The organism is Actinoplanes hulinensis (genome assembly GCF_019429605.1).
GTDB classification, from domain to species: Bacteria; Actinomycetota; Actinomycetes; order Mycobacteriales; family Micromonosporaceae; genus Actinoplanes; species Actinoplanes campanulatus.
Genome location: NZ_JAHXZI010000012.1, coordinates 220,839 through 243,611, shown reverse-complemented (window position 1 = coordinate 243,611; position 22,773 = coordinate 220,839). Strand labels below are relative to the sequence as shown.

Genomic DNA, 22,773 nt, shown 5'->3' with positions numbered 1-22,773 from the left:
CGCCCGAAGGCGGCAGCGGGGCATGGGGCGGCCGCCTCATCCGCGACGTCGCACCCTCCTTACCCACGGCCGTCCGGGTCCCCGGGACGCCGTAAGGTACCTGAGCCCCACTACACTTTGCGGCTATGGCAAAACCCCAGGAGAAGGTGTCGTTCCGCGAGCGCCTGAAGCAGATCGGCCAGGTGTTCGCGTTCACGGCGAAGCAGGACAAATGGTTCGTCCCGCTTGTCGTCGTGGCGGTCGCGATCCCGGTGGCGATCACCGTCGTTGTCGTGCTCCTGACGGGTGGCTACCTCTGGATCCCGGTCGGCATCCTGTTCACCCTGCTGGCCGTGCTGATCGTGCTCAACCTGCGGTCGAACACCGCGATGATGAACGTCGCGGAGGGCCAGCCCGGCGCCGCCGCCTCGCTGATGGAGAACATGCGCGGTGACTGGCGGGTCCGCCCCGCGGCCAGCTCCACGACGCAGTTCGACATGGTGCACGTGGTGATCGGCCGGCCCGGCGTCATCCTGCTCGGCGAGGGCGACCCGGCGCGCGTCCGCAACCTCATCGGCCAGGAGCGCAAGCGGCTGGTGAAGGTGATCGGCAACGCTCCGCTCTACGACTTCGTGATCGGCAGCGAGGAGGGCCAGCTCCCGGTCCGCAAGCTGCGTTCGACCATGCTGAAGCTGCCCCGCAACCTCACCGGCAAGGACGTGAACGCCCTGGACAAGCGCCTCGGCGCCCTCATGGCGCGCCCCCAGATGCCGAAGGGCGCGATCCCGAAGAACATGCGGCCGAGCAAGGGCGCGTTCCGCCAGCAACGGCCTCGCTAGCTTTGCTCCGCTTCGCTCCGCGGCAAAACGCCTTGTAACCGGTGTCGAGGCAGGTGATCTCCCGCCGCCAGCAAACCCCGCTGGCGTCGGCAGATCACTTGCCTCGACACCGGCGGCGTTTTGCGGGGTGACGAGTGCACCGCCGTCCGGCTCGGGTGGGCGTTTCGTGGGTGGGTGGGCTGCTTGCCGTACCGAAAACGGGGTTGATTCATCGACAGGGGCCTTCATGATTCGTTCGGGGCGCTAGCCTCGGGTCTACGCCGCTTTCCGGCGGTCCACGCCGGACGGTGACGCAGACTCGCACGAAGGAGTTCCGCTCGTGGTCAGCACCCTGGCGGTCCCCGGCACGTACCCGACTCTCCGCGACGCTCTCGAGGTCGCCCCGGACGGGGCCACCGTCGTCCTCGCTCCCGGCACCTACCGGGAGCGCATCGAACTGACCGGGCGCCGCCTCAACGTGCGCGCCTCCGGCGATCCCGGTTCCGCCGTCGTGGACGCGTCCGGTCTGGACGGTCCGGCACTGGCCGTGTCGTCGGGCGAGGTCGACGTGGAGGGCCTGGCCCTCACCTCGGACGACTATCCGGCCGTGGCGATCGGCGGCGGCCGGGTGCGGTTGCGGCGCTGCGAGCTGTCCGCCGGCCACGGCTCGGCCCTGCACGCCGACGGCGGATCCATGGTCGACGCCACCGAGGTGCGGGTGGTGCGCGGCCGGCACGGGTTCGTCTACTCCGACGCGGGCGGCACTGTCGACTCGTGCGAGATCCGCGGCGTCTCGGACGACGGGGTGATCGTGCGGCTGGGCGCCGACCCGGAGATCCGCGGCACCAAGGTGAGCGACTGCGGCTACCGGGGGATCTACGTCTACCAGTCGGCCCGCCCGGTGATCGAGCGCTGCGAGGTCTCCGGCACCGGTGACGCGGGCATCGTGGTGGCCTACGCGAGCGCGACCCGCATCGTGGAGACCTGGGTGCATCAGACGCACGGCTCCGGGATCGTGATCGGGCCGGGCTGCACCGCGGTGGTCGAGCAGTGCCGGGTCGAGCAGACCGCGGAGCCACCGGTCGCCGTCGACCCGGGCGCCCAGGCCACGGTGACGCTGACCGACACCGGCGGGCTGCCACAGGCGGGCGTGGTCGCGGCCGGCGCCGCACAGGACGCCGCCGAGGTGGACCGGCTGCTCACCGAACTCGACTCGATGATCGGCCTGGCCGGGGTGAAGAACGAGGTCCGGGCCCTGATCGACGAGATCCAGGTGAACGAGTGGCGGCGCGGCGCGGGCCTGTCGGTGGGCGCGGTCAGCCACCACCTGATCTTCACGGGCGCCCCCGGGACGGGGAAGACGACCGTCGCCCGGATCTACGGCCGGCTGCTGAAGGCGCTGGGGGTGCTGCCGAACGGGCAGTTCCGTGAGGTGTCCCGGCGCGACCTGGTCGGGCAGTACATCGGGCACACCGCGGAGAAGACCACCTCGGTGTTCGAGGACGCGATGGGCGGCGTGCTGTTCATCGACGAGGCGTACACGCTGGCCCGTGCCGGCGGGGCGGCCGCCGACTTCGGTCAGGAGGCGATCGACACCCTGGTGAAGTTGATGGAGGACCACCGGGACAAGGTCGCGGTGATCGTCGCCGGCTACACCAAGGAGATGTCCGACTTCCTGGACGCCAACTCCGGTCTGGCGTCCCGGTTCGCCAAGACCCTGGAGTTCGAGAACTACGGACCGGACGAACTCGTGATGATCGCCGACCGGATCGCCCGGCACGACGACTACGTCTTCGACGAGGGCCTGCCGGAGGCGCTGTGGGAGCACTTCGGACGGCTCGAACGCGACCGGAACTTCGGCAACGCCCGGGAGGCCCGCAAGCTGCTGGAAGGCATGCGGAAGGCGCAGTCCGGACGGCTGCGGGCGATGGGCCGGATGCCCAGCCGCGACGATCTGCGGACGTTGATGCTCGCGGATCTGCGGGTGGCGATCCGCTGAACTACGGTGGGACAGCAGACCGATACCGACGGTACGGGGGAGGCGACGGGTGCACCGGGGTGAGGGACCGACGTACGGCGCCGCCGCGCCGCTGCGGCCGCCGGGCACGCCGGTTCGCGGCGGCGCCGCCCAGCCTCCCCCGCCACGGCCGGTCCCGCGGGCCGCGCCGCAGTACCGGCCGCCGGAGACCTCGGTCCGGGCCGTGCCCCGGCGCGGCCATCTGGGCCCGTTCAGCCTGGCGCAGATCGTGGCGGCAGAGGTGGCGGCGCTGGCCCTCGTCTTCGCCGTCACGCAGAACATCGCCACCCTCGCGGTCACCCTGGCCGGAGCGGCCGCGATGATGCTGATCTTCTTCTCCCGCCGGCAGCACCGCTGGTGGCTGGAGCACCGGCGGGTCGCCGCCGAGCACCGCCGCCGCCGGGCCGCCCGGCTGGATCCACGGTCCGGGCCGGTGCTGGCCGCACTCCGCTCGGTGGCGCCCGGCCTGACCGTACGGGACGTGACCGCTTCGGACGGCGCCGTCGGTGTGGCCCGGGACGAGGCCGGCTGGTACAGCGTCGTCGCGGTCGACCCGGCCGTCACCGAGGTGCCACTGGACGCACTGGCCGGAGCACTCACCGGCGCCGGGCAGCCGGGCCTCGTGATGGAGCTGGTCACGCACACGGTGCCGGCGCCGAGCCCGGACGTGCCGGCTGCCTCGCCGTCCGGGGCGTCGTACCGGCAGTTGGTGGAGTCGGTGAGCGCCGGGCCGGTGCCGGCCTACCGGGAGACGTCGATCAGCGTCCGGATCGACGCGCAGGCGCTGGCCGAGGCACTGCTCGACCACACCGCCGACCCGGAGGCGGCTGCCACGCTGGTCGCCGGGCTGGGCCGGAAGGTGACGGCCAACCTACGACGGCTGGGGATCACCGGCCGGCCGCTGGACGCGGATCAGCTGCTGGCCCTGCTGGCCCGATCGTGCGATGTGGAACCGTGGGCGCTGGCCGACGGCCCGGGCGTGGACGAGGCGTGGACGCATTGGCGGTCGGCGCGGCTGATCCACCGGACGTACTGGCTGAAGACCTGGCCCGCGTCGGCCACCGAGATCGGGTCGCTGTTCGCCTGGGCGGCGACCGCCCCGGCCGCGCAGACCAGTGTGGCGCTGCTGCTGCGGGCGGGCGCCGGGAACGAGGTGGCGGTGCGCGCGTTCATCCGGATGGCGGCCCGCCCGGACGCGGACCTGACCGCCCTGGACCGGGTGCTCCAGGAGGGCGTCCGGCGGGCCGGCGGCGAACTGCTCCCCCTCGACGGCGAACAGGGCCCGGCCGCCTACGCCACCGCCCCGACCGGAGGCGGCGCCGGATGAGCCAGCCGTGGCCGCAGGAGGGTGGGGCCGCCTACCAGCAGCCGGTGCCCGCGCCCCGGCAGCCGGGGCAGGTGACGTCGGGGCGGGCGTCGGTGCCGGTGCAGCGGCCGGCGCCGGAGTCGGCCGACCCGTTCGCCCAGCAGCAGGTGGTGGCCGAGCCGGTGGCGCGGGGCCTGTCCGCGCCTGCGGTGACGTCGGCGCCGCTGGCCCGGCCGGGGACGTACGGGCCGGAGCGGCCACCGGACGGGCCGCCGACGGGTCCGGAGGACGGTGACCGCGGACCGGATCGGACCGGGCCGTCGGGGCGGGTCAGCCGGCTGCGGATCGGCTGGCACGCGATCCCGCGGGCCGGGCTGCGCCGGGTGACGGTCACCCCGGCCGCCCCGCCGGGGCTGCTGCTCGGGCGGGACCAGCGGCAGGCGCCGGTGCCGTTGCGGTTGTTCGCACCCGAGCCGGTCCGGGTCACGCTGGTCGGCGGCGTGTGGGCGGCCCAGTTGCTGATCTTCAGGGCGTTCTCGGTCGGGGTGCGGGTGGTCGTGGTGACGACCGAGCCACGGGCGTGGGCCGGGTTCGGGGAGCGGGCCACCGGGCAGCAGAACCGGCTCACCGTGATCGGGCAGGAGCCGGGCGGGCCGTACGGCGGGACCGCCCAGACACCGCTGATGACCGTCTTCGACCTGGGGATGACCGGCCCGGCGGCGAGCCCACCGCTGGGCCCGTGGCACACCCAGCTCACCATTCTGCGGCAGCTGGACCGGCCCGGGGTCGCGGCCGTACAGGAGGCCGGCCTGGTGGTCCTCCAGCGGCTCGGCGGCGACGAGGCGACCCTGGTGGCGGCCGCGTGCAAGCTGCGCCCGCAGAGCGTTCAGCTCCTCCAGTCGATGAACGACGACATGATGGCCCTGATCGGCGACGGCGACGACCGTTACCTGTTCCTGAACCAGACCCCGATCGAGCAGCAGTACGTGGGCCTCCCCCGCCGCTGACCCCGACCCCGGCCGGCTTCCAGCCGGACCATTTCCTCACGCCCGGCGGGCGCGGCACGGCCCGGACCCGGCAGACGCTCGCGCGGACTCACGGGAACGGCCGCAATCGGCGGGGGCGGCGACACGCGTACCGGAAAGGAAATCAACGGCCCGGCGGGGACCACGCGAGCTGGACCAACCGCGCACCGTGCCGTCGGGTGATCATCCACGCGCGGCCCGGCGGCAGCGGCTGGGGTTTGATGTTGCCGAAGAGCGGGCCCTCCTCGCGGGATCCGGACATCATGATCCCGGGTGAGGCGAGTTCCCGGATGCGGCCGATGACCGGGTCGAACATGGCGCGCCCGGCGCCGCCGATCCGGCGGGTGATCACCACGTGCAGGCCGATGTCGCGGGCCTGGGGCAGGAATTCGAGCAGGGGGGTGAGCGGGTTCGGGCTGGCCGACGCGATCAGGTCGAAGTCGTCGACGAGGACGTACAGTTCGGGACCCTTCCACCAGCTGCGGTCGCTGAGCATCTCGGGGGTGACGTCCGGGCCGGGGAGGCGTTCCCGCATGGCCACCGCCACCTGGTTGATCAGGTCGGCGGTGACCTGGTGTGAGGTGCCGTAGCCGATGGTGTGCTCGGGGGCGACGCAGCCGAGCAGGCTGCGCCGCAGGTCGACGAGGAGCAGCCGGGCCTCGGCGGGGGTGTGTGACGCGGCGATGGATCGGGCCAGGCTGCGCAGGAAGGAGCTCTTGCCGCTCTCCACGTCGCCGAAGAGCAGCGCGTGCGGTTCGGCGTCGAAGTCGAGGTGGACGGGTTGCAGGTCGACCTCGGCGATGCCGATCGGGACGGCGCCGCCGCGGGCCGGGGGCAGACCCTCGAACGGCAACTCGGCGGGCAGCAGGCGCACCGGCGGGGCGGGCGTGGTGGTCCAGTGGTCGGCGGCGTGCCGGACCAGCTCGGCGACCGCGTCGGCCAGGTCGTCGACGCGCTGTTCGCGGTCGATGCGGGGCAGTGCCGCGAGGAAGTGGTAGCCGTCGGGGGTGAGGCCGCGGCCGGGCGCGGCCTCCGGCACGTTGACCGCCTCACGCCGGTTGATCACCGAGTCGCTGGCCTCGCCGAGGCGCAGCTCGACGCGGGTGCCGAAGACGTCGCGGATCTGCGGGCGGACGTCCATCCACCGGTTCGTGGCGGCGAGGATGTGGATGCCGAAGCCGAGCCCGCGGTTGGCCAGCTCGTGCACGGCGCCTTCCAGGTCCTCGAACTCGGTGCGCAGCGTGGACCAGCCGTCGACCACGAGGAAGACGTCACCGAACGCGTCCTCGGCGAACCGGCCCTGCGCCTTGGCCCGCCGGTAGGCCGCGGCGCCCTCCACGTTCTCCCGGGCGAACATCTCCTCCCGGGCCCGCATCAGACCGTGCAGCTCGGCGATGGTGCGGCGGACCTTGTCCACGTCGCGCCGGGTCGCCACCCCGCCGACGTGCGGCAGGTCGGCGAGCGCGCTGAGCGGGCCGCCGCCGAAGTCGAGCCCGTAGAACTGCGCCTCGCGCGGGGTGTGCGTGAGCGCCAGGCTGACCACCAGGGTGCGCAGCAGGTTGGACTTGCCGGACTGGGCGGACCCGACCACCATCACGTTGCCGGCCGCCCCGGCCAGGTCCAGCCACATCGGGTCGCGGCGCTGCTCGTACGGCTTGTCGATGATCCCGCCGAGCGCGTGCAGGGCGCCGAACCGCTCCTCGGCGTCGACGGTGAGCCCGCGCTCCGGCACGGTGACGACCGGCGGCAGCATCTGGCCCAGGGTGGGCGCCTTGTCCAGCGGCGGCAGCCACACCTCGTGGGCCGGCGCGCCCTTGCCCTCCATCTGCCGGACCAGCACCTCTATCAGCGTGTCCCCGGTCGCGGTCTCCTCCGGCGGGGCGGCGTCCTCGTCCGGTGAGTCGGAAGGAAGCGGCGCCACGTAGAAGGTGGAGAAGGCGCGGATCGGGTTGCCGCCCCGGCCGCCGGCGCCGGGCAGGTCGCCGTTCTGCCGGACGACCCCGGAGACGTAGGCGGCCTTCACCCGGATCAAACCCTCGGTTCCGGTACGCAGATAGCCGTGCCCCGGCGATCGGGGCAGTTCATAGGCGTCCGGCACGCCGAGCACGGCCCGGCTCTCCATCGACGAGAAGGTGCGCAACCCGATCCGGTACGACAGGTGCGACTCGAGCCCGCGCAGCCGCCCCTCCTCGAGTTTCTGCGAGGCCAGCAGCAGGTGGATGCCGAGTGACCGGCCGACCCGCCCGATCTGGACGAACATGTCGATGAAGTCGGGCCGGGCGCTGAGCAGCTCGGAGAACTCGTCGACGATGAACAGCAGGCTGGGCAGCGGGGCCAGCGGGACCCCGGCCGAGCGGGCCCGCTCGTAGTCGCGCTGGGACGCGTAGTTGCCCGCCTTGCGCAGCAGCTCCTGCCGCCGGGTCAGCTCGCCCTGGATGGCGCCGAGCATCCGGTCGACCAGGGGCAGCTCGTCCTCCAGGTTGGTGATCATCGCGGCGGTGTGCGGCAGCCGGTCCAGGGAGGCGAAGGTGGCGCCACCCTTGAAGTCGACCAGCAGCAGGTTGAGGATCTCCGGGCTGTGCGTCATGGCGAGCGCCAGCACCAGGGTGCGCAGCAGCTCGGACTTGCCGGAGCCGGTGGCGCCGACGAGCAGGCCGTGCGGGCCCATGCCGTCCTGCGCGGACTCCTTGAGGTCCAGCTCGACCGGGCGGCCGTCGAGACCGACCCCGATCGGGACGCGCAGCCGGTCCCGGTTGGGGCGGCTGGCCCACAGCTCGTTGAGGTCGATGCCGTACGGGTCGGGTTGTTCCAGCAGTTCGGCCAGCCCGGTGTCCTGGGAGATGGCCGGCTGGTCGGCGAACGAGGCGGCCGACAACCGCAGCGGCGCCAGCTCCCGGGCCAGCACCTCGGCCTCCGCGAGACTCAGCACGTCCGCCGTCCCGACTTCGGTGGGACCGTCCATCGTGGTGCCGGTGACCGTGCCGTCGGCGGCGATCTCCAGGACCACCGAGCTGTCGTCGAGGAGCCGGGGCGGCGGCACCGACAGGTCGACGATGGTGACCCCGGCGACGCCGCCCTCGGTCATCAGGTGGTCGGAGCCGGCCGTCGAGCCGCCGTCGATGATCACCATGACGTGCGGGCCGCCGCCGGGCGCGCCGGCCGGGTCGAACCGGGGCCGGTTGACCAGCACGTCGTCGAGCATCGCCTCGAGCGCCGGGACGCTCGGGGCGACCAGCCGGACCGGGCCGATGGCGTCGGTCTTGCCCGGGTGCTGACCGTGCGGCAGCCATTTCACCCACTCCCAGCGGGGGCGCTCGTGGTCCGGCACGCAGACGCCGATCCGCAGGTCGTCGGGGGCATGGAAGGTGGCCATCTGGGCGATCAGGGCCCGGCTGAAGTCGTGCACCGGCTGGTCGGCGCCGCGCACGTAGATGTGCGAGAAGTCGCGCAGCGCCACCGAGACCGGCAGGTCGGGCACCACCGAGTAGGTGCTCACGAACCTGCGCAGCGCCATGGCGCAGAGCGGCTCCAGCTCGTCGACCGGCCGGGTCTGCGGCGGGACGAGACGGGTGGCCACCTCCTGCGGGCCGACCGCGATGCGGACCACGGTGAAGTCGGCGTCGCCACGGCGGCGCTCCCAGAGGCGGCCGCTCTCGGTGAACGTCCAGAGGGTCTCCGGATCCGGGTTGCGGTAGTAGAGCGCCTCCCGCTGGCGGCGGATGGTTTCCCGCAGCTGGGCCCGGAGCTGGGAGAGATGCCGTAGGTACTGCCGGCGCGCCTCGATCATCTCGCGTTTGCCGGGGCCGCTCTGGTTGCCGGCCATCATCGCGATCATGCCGAGGATGGAGACGCCGTACATCGCACCGGCCACATAGGCGATCGGGCCGCTGCGCTGGGTGCCCATCATCAGGCCCATGGCGGCCGCGCCGGCGCCCATCGGCAGGATCATCAGCATCCGCTGCCAGCCTTTTCCCTGCGGCGGTGGCACCTCGGGCGGCGGGTCGAGCGGCACCTCGCCGGACGGCATCACGGGCGCGGGCCGGCGTGGCGGTCGCTTGATGATCGTTACTGTCACACTGGGCTCCCCGTGGGTGACGTAGCGACGACCATCCTATCCGTCATTCGTGCACGTGAATGGATCTTCGCAGCTTGCTACGTTGTCCACTGTGAGCGCACCCGCACCGAGCGGGCCCTCGCTGGCCCGGGTGACCATCGCGGCGCCGACCCGCCGCCTCGACCTCGCGCTGCCCGACAACATGCTCGTCGCCGAGCTGCTGCCACACCTGCTCCGGCATGCCGAGGGCGCGCTCGGCGAGCCGGCCGAACGGTACGGCGGATGGGTGCTGCGCCGCGCCACCGGCACCGCCCTCGAACCCGGGCGCAGCCTGGCCGCGCAGGGCGTCCGCGACGGGGAGCTCCTGCACCTCGACCCGGCCCGGGAGGACTGGCCGGAGCTGGCGTACGACGACGTGGTCGAGGTGATCGCCAGCGGCTCCCGGCGGGCCGCCCGGTCGTGGAGCCCGGCCGCCACCCGGCGCTGCGGGCTCGCGGTCACCGCCGCCGCCCTGCTGCTCGGCCTGGCCGGGCTGGCCGCCACCGGTCCCGCCTGGGTGCTGCCCGGCGTGGTCGCCCTGGTGGTGTCACTGGCCTGCGCGGTCCTCGGGATCCTGCTGTCCCGGGCGTTCGGGGACGCGAACGCCGGCGGGGTGGTGGCCGCGAGCGGCCTGCCGTACGCGTTCTTCGGTGGCGCCTGGCTCCTCACCCCGCCCGACGGCGGATTCCTCGGCGTGGGCGCCCCCGGCCTGGTCCTCGGCTCGTCCGCGCTGCTGGTGGTCAGCGTGATCGGGCACGCCGGGGTGGCCGGCCCGGCCCGGCTCTTCGTGGCCGGCATGGCGGCCGCCCTCACCGGTCTGCCGGCCGCGACGCTGGCGCTCGCCGGAATGTCCGCGGAGGGCGCCGCCGCGGTGACGCTGACCGCCGCGATCGGGCTGCTCCCGGCCTATCCGGTGCTGGCCGGCTGGCTGGGCCGGCTGCCGTTCCCGGACCTGCCGAACCGGGCCGAGGAGATCCTGGCGGACAAGCCGATGCCGCGCCGGGCGGACGTGTTCGCCGCCGTGGTCCGGGCCGCCGAGATGCTGACCGGGTTCATCCTGTCGGCGGCGCTGTGCAGTGTGGTGGCGATGGCCTGGCTGGCGCTGTCCGGCCCGGACACCGCGGCCGTGCTGCTGATGGTCGCCGCGATCGCCGCGCTGCTGCTGCGGGCCCGGTTGCTGCCCACCCCGCAACAGCGGGTGCCGCTGCTGACGGCCGGGCTGGCCGGGCTGGCCGGGCTCGGTGTCGGCCCGGTCGTCACCGGAGCCGTCTCCGGGGTGGTGCTGGTCGCCGGCGCGGCCGTGGTGGTCGCGGTGGCCCTGCCGTCGGCGCTGATCTACAGCCGCAAGGCACCGTCGCCGTACCTGGGGCGCGCCGCCGACATCCTGGACATCGTCGCGATCATGGCGCTGATCCCGCTCGCCTGCGCGGTCATCGGCGTCTTCGACGACATCCGCGGCCTGTTCGCGTCGTTCGGGGGGTGACCGCCGGTGATCTCGCGCCGCGACCAGTTGCAGTCGTACCAGTTCATGAACCAGCGGGTGATCTCGGCGCTGGTGATGCGCGAGACCGACCCGGCCCAGACGCCGCTGCGCCGCGGCGTCGGCGCCCTCTTCGGCGGGATCATGGTGGCGATCCTGGTCGCCGCCGGATTCGGCATCTACGGCCTGCTCACCCGGACCGGCGCGAACCAGTGGCAGCGGGAGGGCTCGGTGGTGGTCGAACGCGAGACCGGCGCCAGCTTCGTCTACCTGCGTGGCCGGCTCAACCCCACCCTCAACTTCACGTCCGCGAAACTGGCCGCCGGCCGCCCCGACCCGCCGGTCTTCCGGATCGCCGCCAAGTCGCTGACCGGCACCCCGCGCGGCGTCACCATCGGCATCGCCGGCGCCCCCGCCTCACTGCCCGAAGCGGCCCGCCAGACCCGCCTGCCGTGGACCGTGTGCGCGGTCCCCGGCAACCGCCCCAGCACGGTCCTGCTGGTCGGCGCGGGCTCCCCCGCGGCCACCCCCGCCGGCGACCGCGCCCTGCTCACCACGGACGTCATCACCGGCGACATGCACCTGATCTGGCAGGGCCGCAAACATGAGATCAAGGACTCGCGTACGACGGTGCAGGCCCTGTTCGGCGCCGCCCAACCGGTCCGGATCGGCACCGCCTGGCTCGACGCCCTCCCGTCCGGCGCCGACATCGCCCCGATCAACGTCAACGGCCGCGGCAACCCGTCCCCCGCCGCGCCCGGCTTCGACAACGGCGACATCCTGGTCACCCAGACCGGCAGCGGCCAGCAGTTCTACCTCGTCCTGAACGACGGCCGCGCCGCCATCACGCCACTCCAGCAGGCGGTCCTCAACGCCGGCTTCCCGGACCGCCCCGAGCAGATCTCGGTCAACGACCTGACCGCCATCCCGGAGAGCCGCGCCCTGCAGAACGACGACCCGTCGGTCCGCGGCCCGCAGGTCGTGCCCCAGCTCGCCACCATCGACCAGGGCGCATCGGCCTGCGCGGTGACCACGGCCGCGGACAAACCCCCGGCGATCTCGGTGGGCGCTTCCGCCGGCGCGTTCGGCGCCACCATCCCGACCGGCGGCGCCACCGGCAACGGCCGCCCGCTCGCCGACGCGGTCCAGGTCCCGGCGGGGCGGTTCGAGCTGGTCCGCGTACCGGGATCCGGCGGCTTCGTGCTGATCACCGACATCGGCCTGCGCCACGCGATCCCCGACGCCGACACGGTGGCCCGCCTCGGCTACGCCGCCGCGAACGCCATCGAGGTCCCCACCGCGCTGATCAATTCCCTCCCGGCGGGGGTCACCCTCGATGCGGAGGCCGCCACCCGGCCGGCCGCCAACCCCGATTGACCCCATTTCCGGTACGGCGTCCGCCGCCCCCGCCGAAACCCGGCAGTCCCGTGGCACCAACGCAACCTGGTTGCCGGTCCCAGGCCACCACACAACCACCGATCCACCTGCCCGGTCCCGGCCACCGCGCACCACCGGTCCATCCGCCGGATCCAAGCCGCCACACATCCACCGGTCCACCTGCGGGCCGGCCGAGCGGGTCGCCGACTTCAAGGGCGATCCGGCACGCCCGGCACCCCAAGTACCTTCCACTCGGCGGGGGCCACCTTTCCCCGCACCACCTAGCGGCGGGGTGCCGGGTCGAGAGGTTTGGAGGGCTCGTCCAGGAGCATCACCGGAGGGCCGGGCTCCAGCGGCTCGGGTGGGGTGTGCAGGCGGGGCGGCAGGCCGGGGCGCCAGTGGCGGCGGCGGCTCCGGCGCAGTGCGGCGGCCGTCAGCAGGAGGACCAGAACCAGGACCGCGGCTGTCGCGGCGCCGGTCAGGGCTATCGTGCGGCGCTGGAGCTCGGCGGCGTCGGCGGCGGTGGGGGGCGCCTGCAATGCCGGCAGGCGGCGGGCCTCGGTGTCCACCACCTGGGCCGTCAGCGCCGCGTACGGGTTGATCACGCCGGCGCCGAAGGCCGGGCCGGTGGGGGCGGGACTGGCAGTCGCCACCAGGTGGCGGGCGGTTTCGGCGGCGTTCAGCCCGGGGCGGCGGGCCCGGGTCAGTGCGGCCGTCGCGCCCACGAAACCGGCGGCCACCGCGGTGCCGTCCACCTCGACCAGGCCGCGGCCGGTCTGGAGTGTGGGTACCGCCACGCCGGGGGCCACCAGGTCGACGTAGTCGCCGCGCTGCGAGTCCGGCCAGATCCGGCCGGTCTGGTCGATGGCGCCGACCCCGAGGACATTCGGGTAGGAGGCGGGGTACGGCTTGGGGTTGGGCTCGTCCGGTCCGCCCAGATCACCGACCGCGGCGACCACGACGACGTTCCGTGCGGCCGCGGTGGCGACGGCTGCCTCGAGGTCGCGGTCGTCGTCGTAGACGGGCGCGGCGACCACCACCACGTCGGCGCCGTTCTGTACGGCCACGGTGATGCCCTGGGCCAGCGAGTCCGGGGTGGGCTCGGAGCCGGCCGGGTCGTCGAGCATCACCCGGACCGGAAGGATCCGCGACGCCGGGGACAGGCCCGCCACGTCGTTGTCACCGCCGGCGCGCCGGCCGCTGATGACGCCGGCGACCTGGGTCCCGGCGCCGGTGCAGTCCTGGTTCGCGCGGCCGGCCCCGATGACGCCGGCGCCGGCCAGGACCCGGTTGCCGAATTGCGGCTGGCCGGCGTCGACGCCCGTGGAGAGGACAGCCACGGTGATTCCGGCGCCGTTCTCCAGCGGGGTGACGGCATCGGCCTGCAACATCGCCCGCGGCCATGATCCGCCTATTTGATCACGGCCCGGTTCGGCGCAATTCTGGCCGGGCGCGGCGAACGCGGGAACGGGCACTCCAAGAATCGGAACAATGATCGACAGGAACAGCGCCGCGACCTTCATGACGCATATCCTCCGCACTCCTCCACAACGATTCAAATAAATCATGCCCCGCTCCCCAAAACCCTTTCCCCCGCTCCGCCCCGCCCCGCTCCGCTCCGCCCCGCTTGCGATCTTGGACGATTGCCTACCGAATCCGGTGGCCAATCACCCAAGATCCGCGTAACCGGACGCCCGACAAAAACGGCCCCACAAACAAGCAGGCCGCAGGCCGCAGGCCGCAGGCCGCAGGCCGCAGGCCGCAGGCCGCAGGCAGCAGGCAGCAGGCAGCAGGCAGCAGGCAGCGGGCAGCAATCTTGGACGGCCGACCACCGAATTCGGTGGGCAATCGTCCAAGATCCGCACGGCCGGACGCCTGACGCAGACGGCCCCGCGGGCAAGCGCCCAACAGACGGCGATCTTGGACGGCCGACCACCGGATCCGGTGGGCAATCGTCCAAGATCCGCAAGCGGGGCGGACGGCGGGCGGACGGCGGGCGGGTGGGTGGGTGGGCGGGTAGAAGGGGCGGGTGGAAGGGGCGGATGGAAGGGGCGGGTGGGCGTGGAGCGGCCGCCGGCGGAGCCGGCGGCCCGTTTTGGGCATCGGCGCGCGATCACATGCTGCTGGCGATCTGCGCGTCCACCTGCTGCATGCGCTCGGCCGAGGCGCCCAGCCGGACACCGACGCCGGCCAGCGCGGACTTGATCTCGGTGGCGCCCTGGTTCCACTTCTGCCGGGCCTCGTCGCACGCGGTGCCCGCGGCGCCGGTCCAGTCCTGGGCGAACAGCTGGGTGAAGGCGGTGTACAGGTCGTTGAGCTCGCGGTCCATCTGGCCCTGGAAGGTGTTGATGGCGGCCGACACGTCGGCGATCTGCCCGAAGTTGTAGGTGATGTTCATGGTCTGGTCTCCGTTCCGGGTCAGCCGCGAAGGGCGTTGATGACGGAGCTGTCGGCGCCACCGGCAGCGGCGGCTCGCAGGTCCTGGGCGGCTTCCTCGTCGTTGGTGCCGTATGTCTGCGAGGCGGTCGACATCTTGCCGCCGAGTTCCTCGAGCGCCTGCATGATCTTCGTGAGGCCGTCGTTGAGTTGCGCCGAGACGTCCTGGAGGGCGTTGTTCGCGGTTCCGGCGAAGGCGCCGCCGCTGAGGCCCTGGATCTGGCCGAGGAGTTGGTTCATCCCGCTGGAGATGTTCTGTCCGGTGTCCGAGCAACGGCCGGCCATCGCGCTGAGCTGTTCCTGTGTGGCATGGACCTGACCCATGCCCGGAGTTCCTGCCACGATCTTCTCCCCAATTCTCGTGAGTGGGTTATGCCAGTCCGTACGCCGGCCGCCCGGATCCGGTTCGAAGCTATTTCTAGGAAATCTCGTCGAACCTGTTCCGGGGCTCCGGCGTACTCTTCTGCGTCACCGCTCACCGCGATCGACAATCATTTTGATCAAATGGGGGAGGCGTGATGGGCGCAGACAATCCCTACGCGGACCAGACCGCGAAGAACACCCGCACGCCGTGGCTCGGCGGCGGCCCGTCGGTGGACGTCGACCTGGACGGCCTCCGCGACTACGCGACCCTCATGGCGAGTCAGCAGACGGACATCATGTCCCGCGCCGCGTACCTGGCGCCGCTCGGCCGGATGCCGTCCGCCGCCTTCGACGGTGACGTGCTGGGTGAGGCGGACGCGGTCCGGGCGCGCCTGGTGGCGAACGCCGGGGAACTGACCGTCTACATGCAGAAGCTGGCCGAGTCGGTGGGCAACATCGGTAACGCGGCCCGGACCGTCGCGGACAGCTACGGCAGCGGCGACGCCCTCTCCGCGGCCTCTCTCAACGACGTGCTCTTCGCGTACGGCGACAAGAGCGTGCCCCGTCCCGGGGGCCTGCCGGAGGGTGTCGGCCTGACCTTCCAGGAGCAGCAGGCGGCCGCGCGGCCGGCGGTCCCGGCAGCGGACAGTGGCGAGTGGACGACGACGTCGGTCACTCCGCTGTCGGCGTACCAGTCGCTGGAGACGGCGGCCGGGCCGAACGGCGAGCGCCGCGAGGTGACGACGTTCAGCGCGCCGGGCAGCGGGATCACCACGGTCACCACCACGGTGTTCGGCAGCGACGGCGAGACGGTGTCGTCGGTCACCACCCGAACCTCGACCCGGCAGACCGGGGACGTCGACATCGACGTCGAGGAGACCTTCGGACCCGACGGCAGGCAGACCGGGACGACGGAGACCCGGACACGGTACGACGGTGAGCACGTGATCGGCCGCAGCACCGAGATCCGCGACGGCGACGGGCAGACCGTGCACCGGACCGTCGAGACCACCGACTCGGGCACCCGCGAGCAGGTCACCGTCACGTCGGAACGCAATGCCGACGGCGCGATCGTGGAGACGAACCGGGTGGTCACCGGCATCGCCACCCAGGGGCAGGAGGTTCCCGCCCCGTCCATCGCCGAGAAGTACCGAGTGAACGGCTGATCCGATGGCTGACTACTACGGCGCGACCGCCAACCCCAACTACGGGTACAGCCCGTACAGCGGGCAGACGCACTACGGCAGCTACCCGTCCTCGCAGACGCCGTTCACCGGCTCGCCCGGCGGCGGCAACACCACCGGCATCGAGGAGATCCGTCAGCGGATCCGGAACATGCACCCGGAGCAGATGGCGGCGCTCGCCGACCAGTGGCAGAACGCCTGGTCGTTCATGGCGGACGTGAAGATGTTCCTGCTGGACCAGAGCAATGTGCTGCGGGACGAGGCGTGGCAGTCACCGGCCGCCCGGGACGCGTTCCTGCAACGGGGGCCCGGGGAGACGCTCGCCTACCTGGACGTGTGGATGGACGCCGCCCAGCAGAACGTGACCGCGCTGCGTCACCTGGTCAACGTCTCCACCGAGGCCCGGTACGCGATGGAGCGGCTGGTCCGGGACTACGAGGACGAGCTGCGGGAGGCGCGGAACATCGACTTCCTGGAGCACGTCGGCGCCTTCGTCACCGAGGGCGTCGGCTGGGACGCGGCGCGGCTGGAGGAGATCGAGGAGGACCAGTCGCGGGTCCAGGAGAAGTACCGGTACGAGGCGCAGAAGCTGGCCTTCTACTACGGCGGCCAGTTCTTCGACTACATCGGGACGCTGTCCAGCGGTGTCGGCCCGCCGGTGCAGCCGATGAACGCGGTGCTGAGCCAGCCGGCCGGGCTGCCCGGCGGGGGCGGCCTCCCGGGTGGGCCGGGGCCGGCACAGATCGGTCCCGGGTTCCAGCCGCTGCCGGTCGGCAACCCGCCCGCGGCGCAGCTTCCGCCGGGCACGCTGCCGCCCGGGCAACTGCCGCCGGGTCTGCTCCCGCCCGGAGCCGCGATTCCGCTGCCGGTGGCGCCGGGCACCGTACCCCCGGGCTCTCTGCCGCCCGGTGTGACGCCTCCCGGAAGCCTGCCGCCGGGCCTGTCGCCCGGTCTTCCGGCGCCGGTCGGCCAGTTGCCGCCCGGTGTCCTGCCGCCGGCGCCCGGAACGCTGCCGCCCGGAACGTTGCCGCCGGGCACCCTCCCGCCGGGAACGTTGCCGCCGGGCAGTGGGCCGTCGGTGATTCCGCCCGGAAGTGTGCGGCCCGGTCTGCCTCCGCAGTTGGGGCGGCCGGGACGGAACGTGCCGGTTCCGCCGGGTGGGCTGCCGCCGGGGCGGACGATCCGGCGGCCGAGCGCACCGAGCGCACCGGTCGTGCCGCCGGGTGGGCGGGAGATCCGGCGTACCGGTCCGGCGGCCCTTCCGCCGACCTCCCCGGCCGCGCGCCCCGGGCGTACCACTCCGGGTGTGACGCCGCCGCCTGCCCGGACCGGGCGTCCCGGCCGGACCACCCCGGGGGTGACCCAGCCGCCGGGACGGACCGGGGTGACGCCGCCGCCGGGACGGACCGGGGTGACGCCCCAGCCCGGACGGACCGGGGTGACGCCCCAGCCCGGACAGACCCGGCCCGGTGACCGTGGGCGGCAGCGTCCGGGGACGCCGGCCAGGCCCACCGGGTCCGGAGTGGACTCGTTCGGCCGTCCGACCGGGCAGGCGGCTCCGCCCGTACTGAAGAATCCGGGTGAGGGACGCGAAGCCCGGCCCGGTAGCGAGGCCGAGATGCGCCGCCCGGCCGCCCCGCAGCGTCCCGGCGGCACCGCGCCGCCGGTGCTGAACCGGCCCACCTCGCCGGCCGCTCCCCCGCCCTACCGGCCGACCCGCCGGGATCGCGGCCTGCCGCCCTGGTCCGACCTGTTCGGCGCCGAGGAGGCCCGTCGGCGCGGCGGTTCCGGGGTGATCGACGCGCCGGAGCGGGCCCGTCCGGACGGCGGCCCGTGGGGTCTGCGCAGCCGCGCGGCGACGCGGCCGGAGACACCGGCCGAGCCGAACCGGCCCGGCACTGTCGCGCCCGAACTGGGCCGGCGGCGGGGCGGCGGCGAGCCGGTCCCGGTCCGCGAGGACCACGACCTGGTCACCGATCAGCAGGCCTTCGGGATACGGACGCCGGGCGGCAACGTGGTGGCCGGCCGGGGCGAGGAGCCGCCGGAGCAGGAGATCCGCCGGGCGTTCCGGCCGTGAGCCTCAGGGCCGGGGTACGGGCACCACGATCGAGCCGGCGGCCCGGTCGTGCAGTCCCCGGCCCTCCTTGTCGAGCAGGATCGCGGGCACGAAGAGGGCGAGCAGCACGGCGCGGAGCAGGCCGCGGCCGAGGCCGATCACACCCCCGATCCCGTACGCGTCACAGCGGATCCGGAACAGGCGCATGCCCGGCGTCTGACCGAACAGGCCGAGGAAGAAGGTGTTGGCGGCGATCAGCACCAGGACTGCCGGCCACGACTGCTCTCTCGGGCTGGCGTAGAGGCTCGCGATCAGCAGGCACAGGACCCAGTCGACGATCAGCGCGCCGAGCCGTGGGCCGAGTCCGGCCCCGTTTGTTGATGCAGCCACGGCGGCTGAGAGTACGCGATAGTGTCCGAAGGTCGGCTCGCGTCCTCGCCGTGCCTGCTCGAAGCGTTACGTAACACGGCGGAAACAATAGGGATACGCCGGGGCAACTCCGTACCCATAACGTCGCGACCAGCCCTGCCAGGTGGCGGCATGTGCCGCCCGGTATCGGAAATACTGTGCCAGGAGGACGTGTGTTCGCCAATCCCGAGGAACTCCTGCGATACCTCAAAGACGAGGACGTCAAGTTCGTCGACGTACGTTTCTGTGACCTCCCGGGTGTGATGCAGCACTTCAACATCCCGGTCGAGTCGTTCGACGACAGTGTGGTGACCGACGGCCTCGCCTTCGACGGGTCCTCGATCCGCGGCTTCCAGGCCATTCACGAGTCCGACATGATGCTGCTGCCGGACGTCGCCACCGCCTTCGTGGACCCGTTCCGGATCCAGAAGACGCTCGCGCTGAACTTCTTCATCCACGACCCGTTCACCCGCGAGGCCTACTCGCGTGACCCGCGGAACGTGGCCAAGAAGGCCGAGTCCTACCTGGCCGCCAGCGGCATCGCCGACACCGCCTACTTCGGCGCCGAGGCGGAGTTCTACATCTTCGACTCGATCCGCCACGAGACCTCGGCCCACCAGTCGTTCTACTACATCGACTCGATCGAGGGCGCGTGGAACTCGGGTCGTGAGGAGCCGGGCGGCAACCTCGGCTACAAGACCACCTACAAGGGTGGCTACTTCCCGGTCTCGCCGGTCGACCACTACTCGGACCTGCGCGACATCATGGTCCGCAAGCTGATCGACTCCGGCTTCACTGTCGAGCGCTCGCACCACGAGGTCGGCACCGCGGGCCAGGCCGAGATCAACTACAAGTTCTCGACCCTGCTGCACGCCGGCGACCAGATGCAGCTGTTCAAGTACATCATCAAGAACACCGCGCGGGCCGAGGGCAAGACGGTCACGTTCATGCCCAAGCCGCTCTTCGGCGACAACGGCTCCGGCATGCACACCCACCAGAGCCTGTGGCTGAACGGCGAGCCGCTGTTCTACGACGAGACCGGCTACGCGGGTCTGTCCGACATGGCCCGGTGGTACATCGGCGGCCTGCTGCACCACTCGCCGTCGCTGCTCGCGTTCACCAACCCGACCGTCAACTCGTACCGGCGTCTCGTGCCCGGCTACGAGGCCCCGGTCAACCTGGTGTACTCGCAGCGCAACCGCTCCGCCTGCACCCGTATCCCGGTGACCGGCAGCAACCCGAAGGCCAAGCGTGTCGAGTTCCGCGTCCCGGACCCGTCGTCGAACCCGTACCTGGCGTTCTCGGCGATGATGATGGCCGGCCTGGACGGCGTCAAGAACAAGATCGAGCCGCCGGCCCCGATCGACAAGGACCTGTACGACCTGCCGCCGGAGGAGTGGGGCAACGTCAAGCAGGTGCCGGGCTCCCTCGACGCCGTGCTGAACTCACTCGAGGACGACCACGACTACCTCACCGCCGGTGGCGTCTTCACCGAGGACCTGATCTCCACCTGGATCGACTACAAGCGCACCAACGAGGTCGACCCGGTCCGGCTCCGCCCGACCCCGCACGAGTTCGAGATGTACTACAACGTCTGACACTCGCGCACTGACGACAACGGCGGCCACGCTGAGCGTGGCCGCCGTTTCGCGTCCGGGGAGCGCCCGTCGGCGCTCACCACTCGCGCCACTCGTCCGAGCTGGCCTTGGGGAGACGACGACGCCTTGACCCCGGCGGAGCGGGCCACGGTCCAGTGGGTGAGATGCGCCCCGACTACGCGATGATCTTGTCCGGTTCGTGGACGTCAGACGAACGGCGCGTGCCGACCGGTGTCCAGATGAGCAGAGCCAGGCTGAACCAGACATAGATGTTGCCGCCGATGAGCTCCAGCGGTGGTCGCGGCCGCTTCTCCCACAGCCACGTCACGTGCGAGGTCATCAGAAGGTACGCCGACCAGCCCAGATAGGGACGACCGTGGAGAATGCACCGCACCAGCGCCGGGATCAGCCACACGCAGTGGTGGATCCAGGTGACCGGGCTGATCAGGCAGCCCAGGATGCCGGTCAGTGCCAGGCCGCCGACCACGTCGTCGCGGCTCCTCGCCACCCGCCAGGCCCACACCGCCATGGTGGCGAGCACGCAGACCAGCCACACCCGTGACTCGATGACCTCGATCGGCAGCCGGGCCAGCAGACCGCGTTCCGACTGGTTGGACAGGAAGTAGAGCAGGCCGACCCGGTTGGTGTCCCACAGCGCCGACGTCCAGAACTCCCGGGACTCGTCCGGGAAGATCGCCCCGGCCAGCAGGGTGGCCCCGGCCGCCGTGCCGATCGCCGTGCCGAGGGCCCGCCAGCGCCGGGTGACCAGGAGGTAGAGGATGAAGACGCCGGGGGTCAGCTTGATCGCGGTGGCCAGGCCGATGCCGACGCCGGCCCACCTACGGCCGCGGGCCAGCCCGAACAGCATGTCGCCGGCGACCAGCGCCAGCAGCAGCATGTTGACCTGGCCGAAGGTGATCGTCTCGCGCACCGGCTCGAACGACAGCGCCAGGCAGACCCCCACCGACAGGGCGAACCACCGCGTCCAGCCCCGGCGCTCGATCTCCGGGCCGGCCAGCCAGTGCACCAGCAGCGCCGTGGTGGCCACCGTCATGATCGTCGCGACGGTCATCACGCCGAGCAGCGGCAGCAGCGCCATCGGGTACATGACCAGCCCGGCGAACGGCGGGTAGGTGAACCCGTACGGGGTGCCCGGCCGCAGGAAGTCGTAGACCATGCCGCCGTCGCGGAACCAGTAGACGATCGCCCCGTAGTAGACCCGGGAGTCGAAGTACGTGTTACGGAACCCGGCGATGACGATCAGCGTCACCGTGATCAGCGCCAGGACGGCGACTATAGCTTTTCGCTTCATTCAGTACTTTCCACGCTAAGTAACCGGCGAGCAGGGTCATCACGATCGCGCCCTGCGCCTTGGTGGCGAGGGCGAGGTTGTAGCCGTCCGGCAGGCACAGGGCGGCGGCCACCGCGGGCGGCACCACCAGCCAACGGGTGTCGCGCCGGACGGTGACGGCCAGGACGGCCAGCGGCCACAGCGCGTACCAAGGGTGGAACACCGGCGCGAGCAGCACGGTCGCGGCCAGCGCCAGGCCGGCCGCCCGCAGCGGGTCGCCGTGCCGGGCGCGGAGCCACAGCACGATGAGTACCCCGGCCAGCGCGATCATCCCCAGGACCCGGGTGACGGCCACCGCGCCGGGCACACCGAACAGCTCCAGCGTCATGCCGATCGCGGTCGGCGGCGCGGTCCACTGCACCGACACCCCGCTGCCCGCGAGACCGGACACCCAGCCCAGGCCCAGCCCGGAGCCGAACGAGACGGCCGCCAGCGCACCCGCCGCTCCCCCGGCGACCATCGCCTTCCGGGGCAGCCCCGGGAACAGCAGCACCACGAACGGCAGCACCACGACCGCGGTCGCCTTCACCCCGACGGCCAGGCCCAGCAGGATCCCGGCGAGCAGCGGACGGCGGGCGACGGCCGCGGTCAGCCCGCCGGCCATCAGCGCCACCATCACCGCCTCGTTGTGGGCGCCGGAAACCAGATGGATCGGTACGAGCGGGCACGCCAGCACCAGCCACACGGCACGCTCCGGCGGCACCCCGGCCCGGCGCGCGAGCCTCGGGAGACACCAGCCGAGTGCCACGACGCCGAGCACGGCGATCAGGCGGAGCAGGGCGACGGTCCCGGTGAGCGAGCCGCCCAGCTTCGCGGCGATCGCCGCCAGGACCAGGAACACCGGGCCGTACGGGGCCGGGGAGGTGCGCCAGGTCGGTGCCACGGCGTCGGCCCAGGGACAACCCAGAAGATCGACACCGCCGGCGTACGGGTTGAGCCCGGCCGCCTGCTGCCAGCCCTGACAGGCGTACGAGTAGACGTCGTAGCTGCCCAGCGGCAGGAACGGCAGCAGTGGCAGTGCCCACAGCCCGGCCGTGACGTAGGCCCACCGCAGGCTGGGGACCGCCCGGCGCCCGGCCCACCACGCGCCGATCAGCAGCGCCGTGCCGAGCAGCCAGCAGAGCGGCAGCAGCACGCCCTCGCGCCCGGCCAGGATGGTGCGTGGCGTCACCGTGGGTTCCCACGGGCTGCTCGCGCCGCCCAGCCAGGCCGCTCCCGCCAGGAACAGACTCCCTGCCAGGCCCAGGTAACGGACGAGACGGGGACCAGGCATGACAGGGAC

At 72.5% G+C, this 22,773-nt stretch carries 16 protein-coding genes; 9 read left to right on the top strand and 7 right to left on the bottom strand.

Annotated elements, in window-relative coordinates:
- Positions 1-125 precede the first annotated feature (125 nt).
- The 4 genes from KZ829_RS23760 to KZ829_RS23745 all read left to right on the top strand — a co-directional run bounded on the left by KZ829_RS23760 (position 126) and on the right by KZ829_RS23745 (position 5,127).
- A complete protein-coding gene (locus KZ829_RS23760) occupies positions 126-818 on the top strand; it encodes a DUF4191 domain-containing protein (protein WP_220146117.1) in 693 nt (230 codons plus the stop codon).
- Positions 819-1,137: 319 nt separating this feature from the next.
- A complete protein-coding gene (locus tag KZ829_RS23755) occupies positions 1,138-2,796 on the top strand; it encodes a right-handed parallel beta-helix repeat-containing protein (RefSeq protein WP_220146116.1) in 1,659 nt (552 codons plus the stop codon).
- A gap of 49 nt (positions 2,797-2,845) precedes the next feature.
- Complete coding sequence (locus tag KZ829_RS23750) at positions 2,846-4,141, top strand: type VII secretion protein EccE (protein WP_308285631.1); 1,296 nt, start codon at positions 2,846-2,848, stop codon at positions 4,139-4,141.
- Positions 4,138-5,127, top strand: coding sequence for a hypothetical protein (locus tag KZ829_RS23745; RefSeq protein ID WP_220146115.1), 990 nt, complete (start codon positions 4,138-4,140; stop codon positions 5,125-5,127). Before KZ829_RS23750 ends, KZ829_RS23745 begins: the two co-directional genes overlap by 4 nt.
- 142 nt (positions 5,128-5,269) lie before the next feature.
- Here the strand turns inward: KZ829_RS23745 and eccCa are convergent, their stop codons facing one another.
- Complete coding sequence (gene eccCa / locus KZ829_RS23740; protein WP_220146114.1) at positions 5,270-9,220, bottom strand: type VII secretion protein EccCa; 3,951 nt, start codon at positions 9,218-9,220, stop codon at positions 5,270-5,272.
- A gap of 91 nt (positions 9,221-9,311) precedes the next feature.
- Here eccCa and eccD point away from each other — a divergent pair, with 91 nt between their 5' ends.
- Both eccD and eccB read left to right on the top strand, forming a co-directional pair.
- On the top strand, positions 9,312-10,721 hold the full coding sequence (gene eccD, locus KZ829_RS23735; protein ID WP_220146113.1) for a type VII secretion integral membrane protein EccD: 1,410 nt from the start codon (positions 9,312-9,314) through the stop codon (positions 10,719-10,721).
- 6 nt (positions 10,722-10,727) lie between these two features.
- Positions 10,728-12,095, top strand: a complete 1,368-nt coding sequence (eccB, locus tag KZ829_RS23730; RefSeq protein ID WP_220146112.1) for a type VII secretion protein EccB — start codon at positions 10,728-10,730, stop codon at positions 12,093-12,095.
- Between the two features lie 281 nt (positions 12,096-12,376).
- Here eccB and KZ829_RS23725 read toward each other — a convergent pair whose 3' ends face one another.
- The 3 genes from KZ829_RS23725 to KZ829_RS23715 all read right to left on the bottom strand — a co-directional run bounded on the left by KZ829_RS23725 (position 12,377) and on the right by KZ829_RS23715 (position 14,873).
- Positions 12,377-13,618 carry a S8 family serine peptidase gene (locus KZ829_RS23725; protein WP_220146111.1) on the bottom strand — a complete coding sequence of 414 codons (1,242 nt, stop codon included), beginning with the start codon at positions 13,616-13,618 and terminating at the stop codon, positions 12,377-12,379.
- Between the two features lie 590 nt (positions 13,619-14,208).
- Positions 14,209-14,493, bottom strand: coding sequence for a WXG100 family type VII secretion target (locus tag KZ829_RS23720; RefSeq protein ID WP_188121655.1), 285 nt, complete (start codon positions 14,491-14,493; stop codon positions 14,209-14,211).
- A gap of 20 nt (positions 14,494-14,513) precedes the next feature.
- Entirely contained in the window at positions 14,514-14,873 is a 360-nt protein-coding gene (locus KZ829_RS23715) for a WXG100 family type VII secretion target (RefSeq protein WP_308285630.1), read from the bottom strand.
- 176 nt (positions 14,874-15,049) lie between these two features.
- Between KZ829_RS23715 and KZ829_RS23710 the strand changes: the two genes are divergently transcribed.
- Positions 15,050-16,060, top strand: coding sequence for a hypothetical protein (locus tag KZ829_RS23710; protein ID WP_220146110.1), 1,011 nt, complete (start codon positions 15,050-15,052; stop codon positions 16,058-16,060).
- 4 nt (positions 16,061-16,064) lie between these two features.
- On the top strand, positions 16,065-18,155 hold the full coding sequence (locus KZ829_RS23705) for a hypothetical protein (RefSeq protein ID WP_220146109.1): 2,091 nt from the start codon (positions 16,065-16,067) through the stop codon (positions 18,153-18,155).
- Positions 18,156-18,158: 3 nt separating this feature from the next.
- Here KZ829_RS23705 and KZ829_RS23700 read toward each other — a convergent pair whose 3' ends face one another.
- Entirely contained in the window at positions 18,159-18,524 is a 366-nt protein-coding gene (locus KZ829_RS23700) for an RDD family protein (RefSeq protein ID WP_220146108.1), read from the bottom strand.
- A gap of 191 nt (positions 18,525-18,715) precedes the next feature.
- Between KZ829_RS23700 and glnA the strand changes: the two genes are divergently transcribed.
- Positions 18,716-20,140 (top strand): type I glutamate--ammonia ligase, encoded by a 1,425-nt coding sequence (gene glnA / locus KZ829_RS23695; RefSeq protein WP_220146107.1) that lies wholly within the window; start codon positions 18,716-18,718, stop codon positions 20,138-20,140.
- Positions 20,141-20,315: 175 nt separating this feature from the next.
- On the opposite strand, the gene KZ829_RS23690 is transcribed toward glnA, so the two are convergent.
- Positions 20,316-21,452 carry a glycosyltransferase 87 family protein gene (locus tag KZ829_RS23690; protein WP_220146106.1) on the bottom strand — a complete coding sequence of 379 codons (1,137 nt, stop codon included), beginning with the start codon at positions 21,450-21,452 and terminating at the stop codon, positions 20,316-20,318.
- Positions 21,379-22,764 carry a polyprenol phosphomannose-dependent alpha 1,6 mannosyltransferase MptB gene (mptB, locus tag KZ829_RS23685; protein ID WP_220146105.1) on the bottom strand — a complete coding sequence of 462 codons (1,386 nt, stop codon included), beginning with the start codon at positions 22,762-22,764 and terminating at the stop codon, positions 21,379-21,381. Before mptB ends, KZ829_RS23690 begins: the two co-directional genes overlap by 74 nt.
- Positions 22,765-22,773: the final 9 nt, after the last annotated feature.

Coding starts and splice junctions, on each gene's coding strand:
- mptB (WP_220146105.1), bottom strand. CDS start 22,764: ATGCCTGGTCCCCGTCTCGTCCGTTACCTGGGCCTGGCAGGGAGTCTG.
- KZ829_RS23690 (WP_220146106.1), bottom strand. CDS start 21,452: ATGAAGCGAAAAGCTATAGTCGCCGTCCTGGCGCTGATCACGGTGACG.
- KZ829_RS23745 (WP_220146115.1), top strand. CDS start 4,138: ATGAGCCAGCCGTGGCCGCAGGAGGGTGGGGCCGCCTACCAGCAGCCG.
- KZ829_RS23760 (WP_220146117.1), top strand. CDS start 126: ATGGCAAAACCCCAGGAGAAGGTGTCGTTCCGCGAGCGCCTGAAGCAG.
- KZ829_RS23710 (WP_220146110.1), top strand. CDS start 15,050: ATGGGCGCAGACAATCCCTACGCGGACCAGACCGCGAAGAACACCCGC.
- KZ829_RS23725 (WP_220146111.1), bottom strand. CDS start 13,618: ATGAAGGTCGCGGCGCTGTTCCTGTCGATCATTGTTCCGATTCTTGGA.
- KZ829_RS23705 (WP_220146109.1), top strand. CDS start 16,065: ATGGCTGACTACTACGGCGCGACCGCCAACCCCAACTACGGGTACAGC.
- KZ829_RS23720 (WP_188121655.1), bottom strand. CDS start 14,493: ATGAACATCACCTACAACTTCGGGCAGATCGCCGACGTGTCGGCCGCC.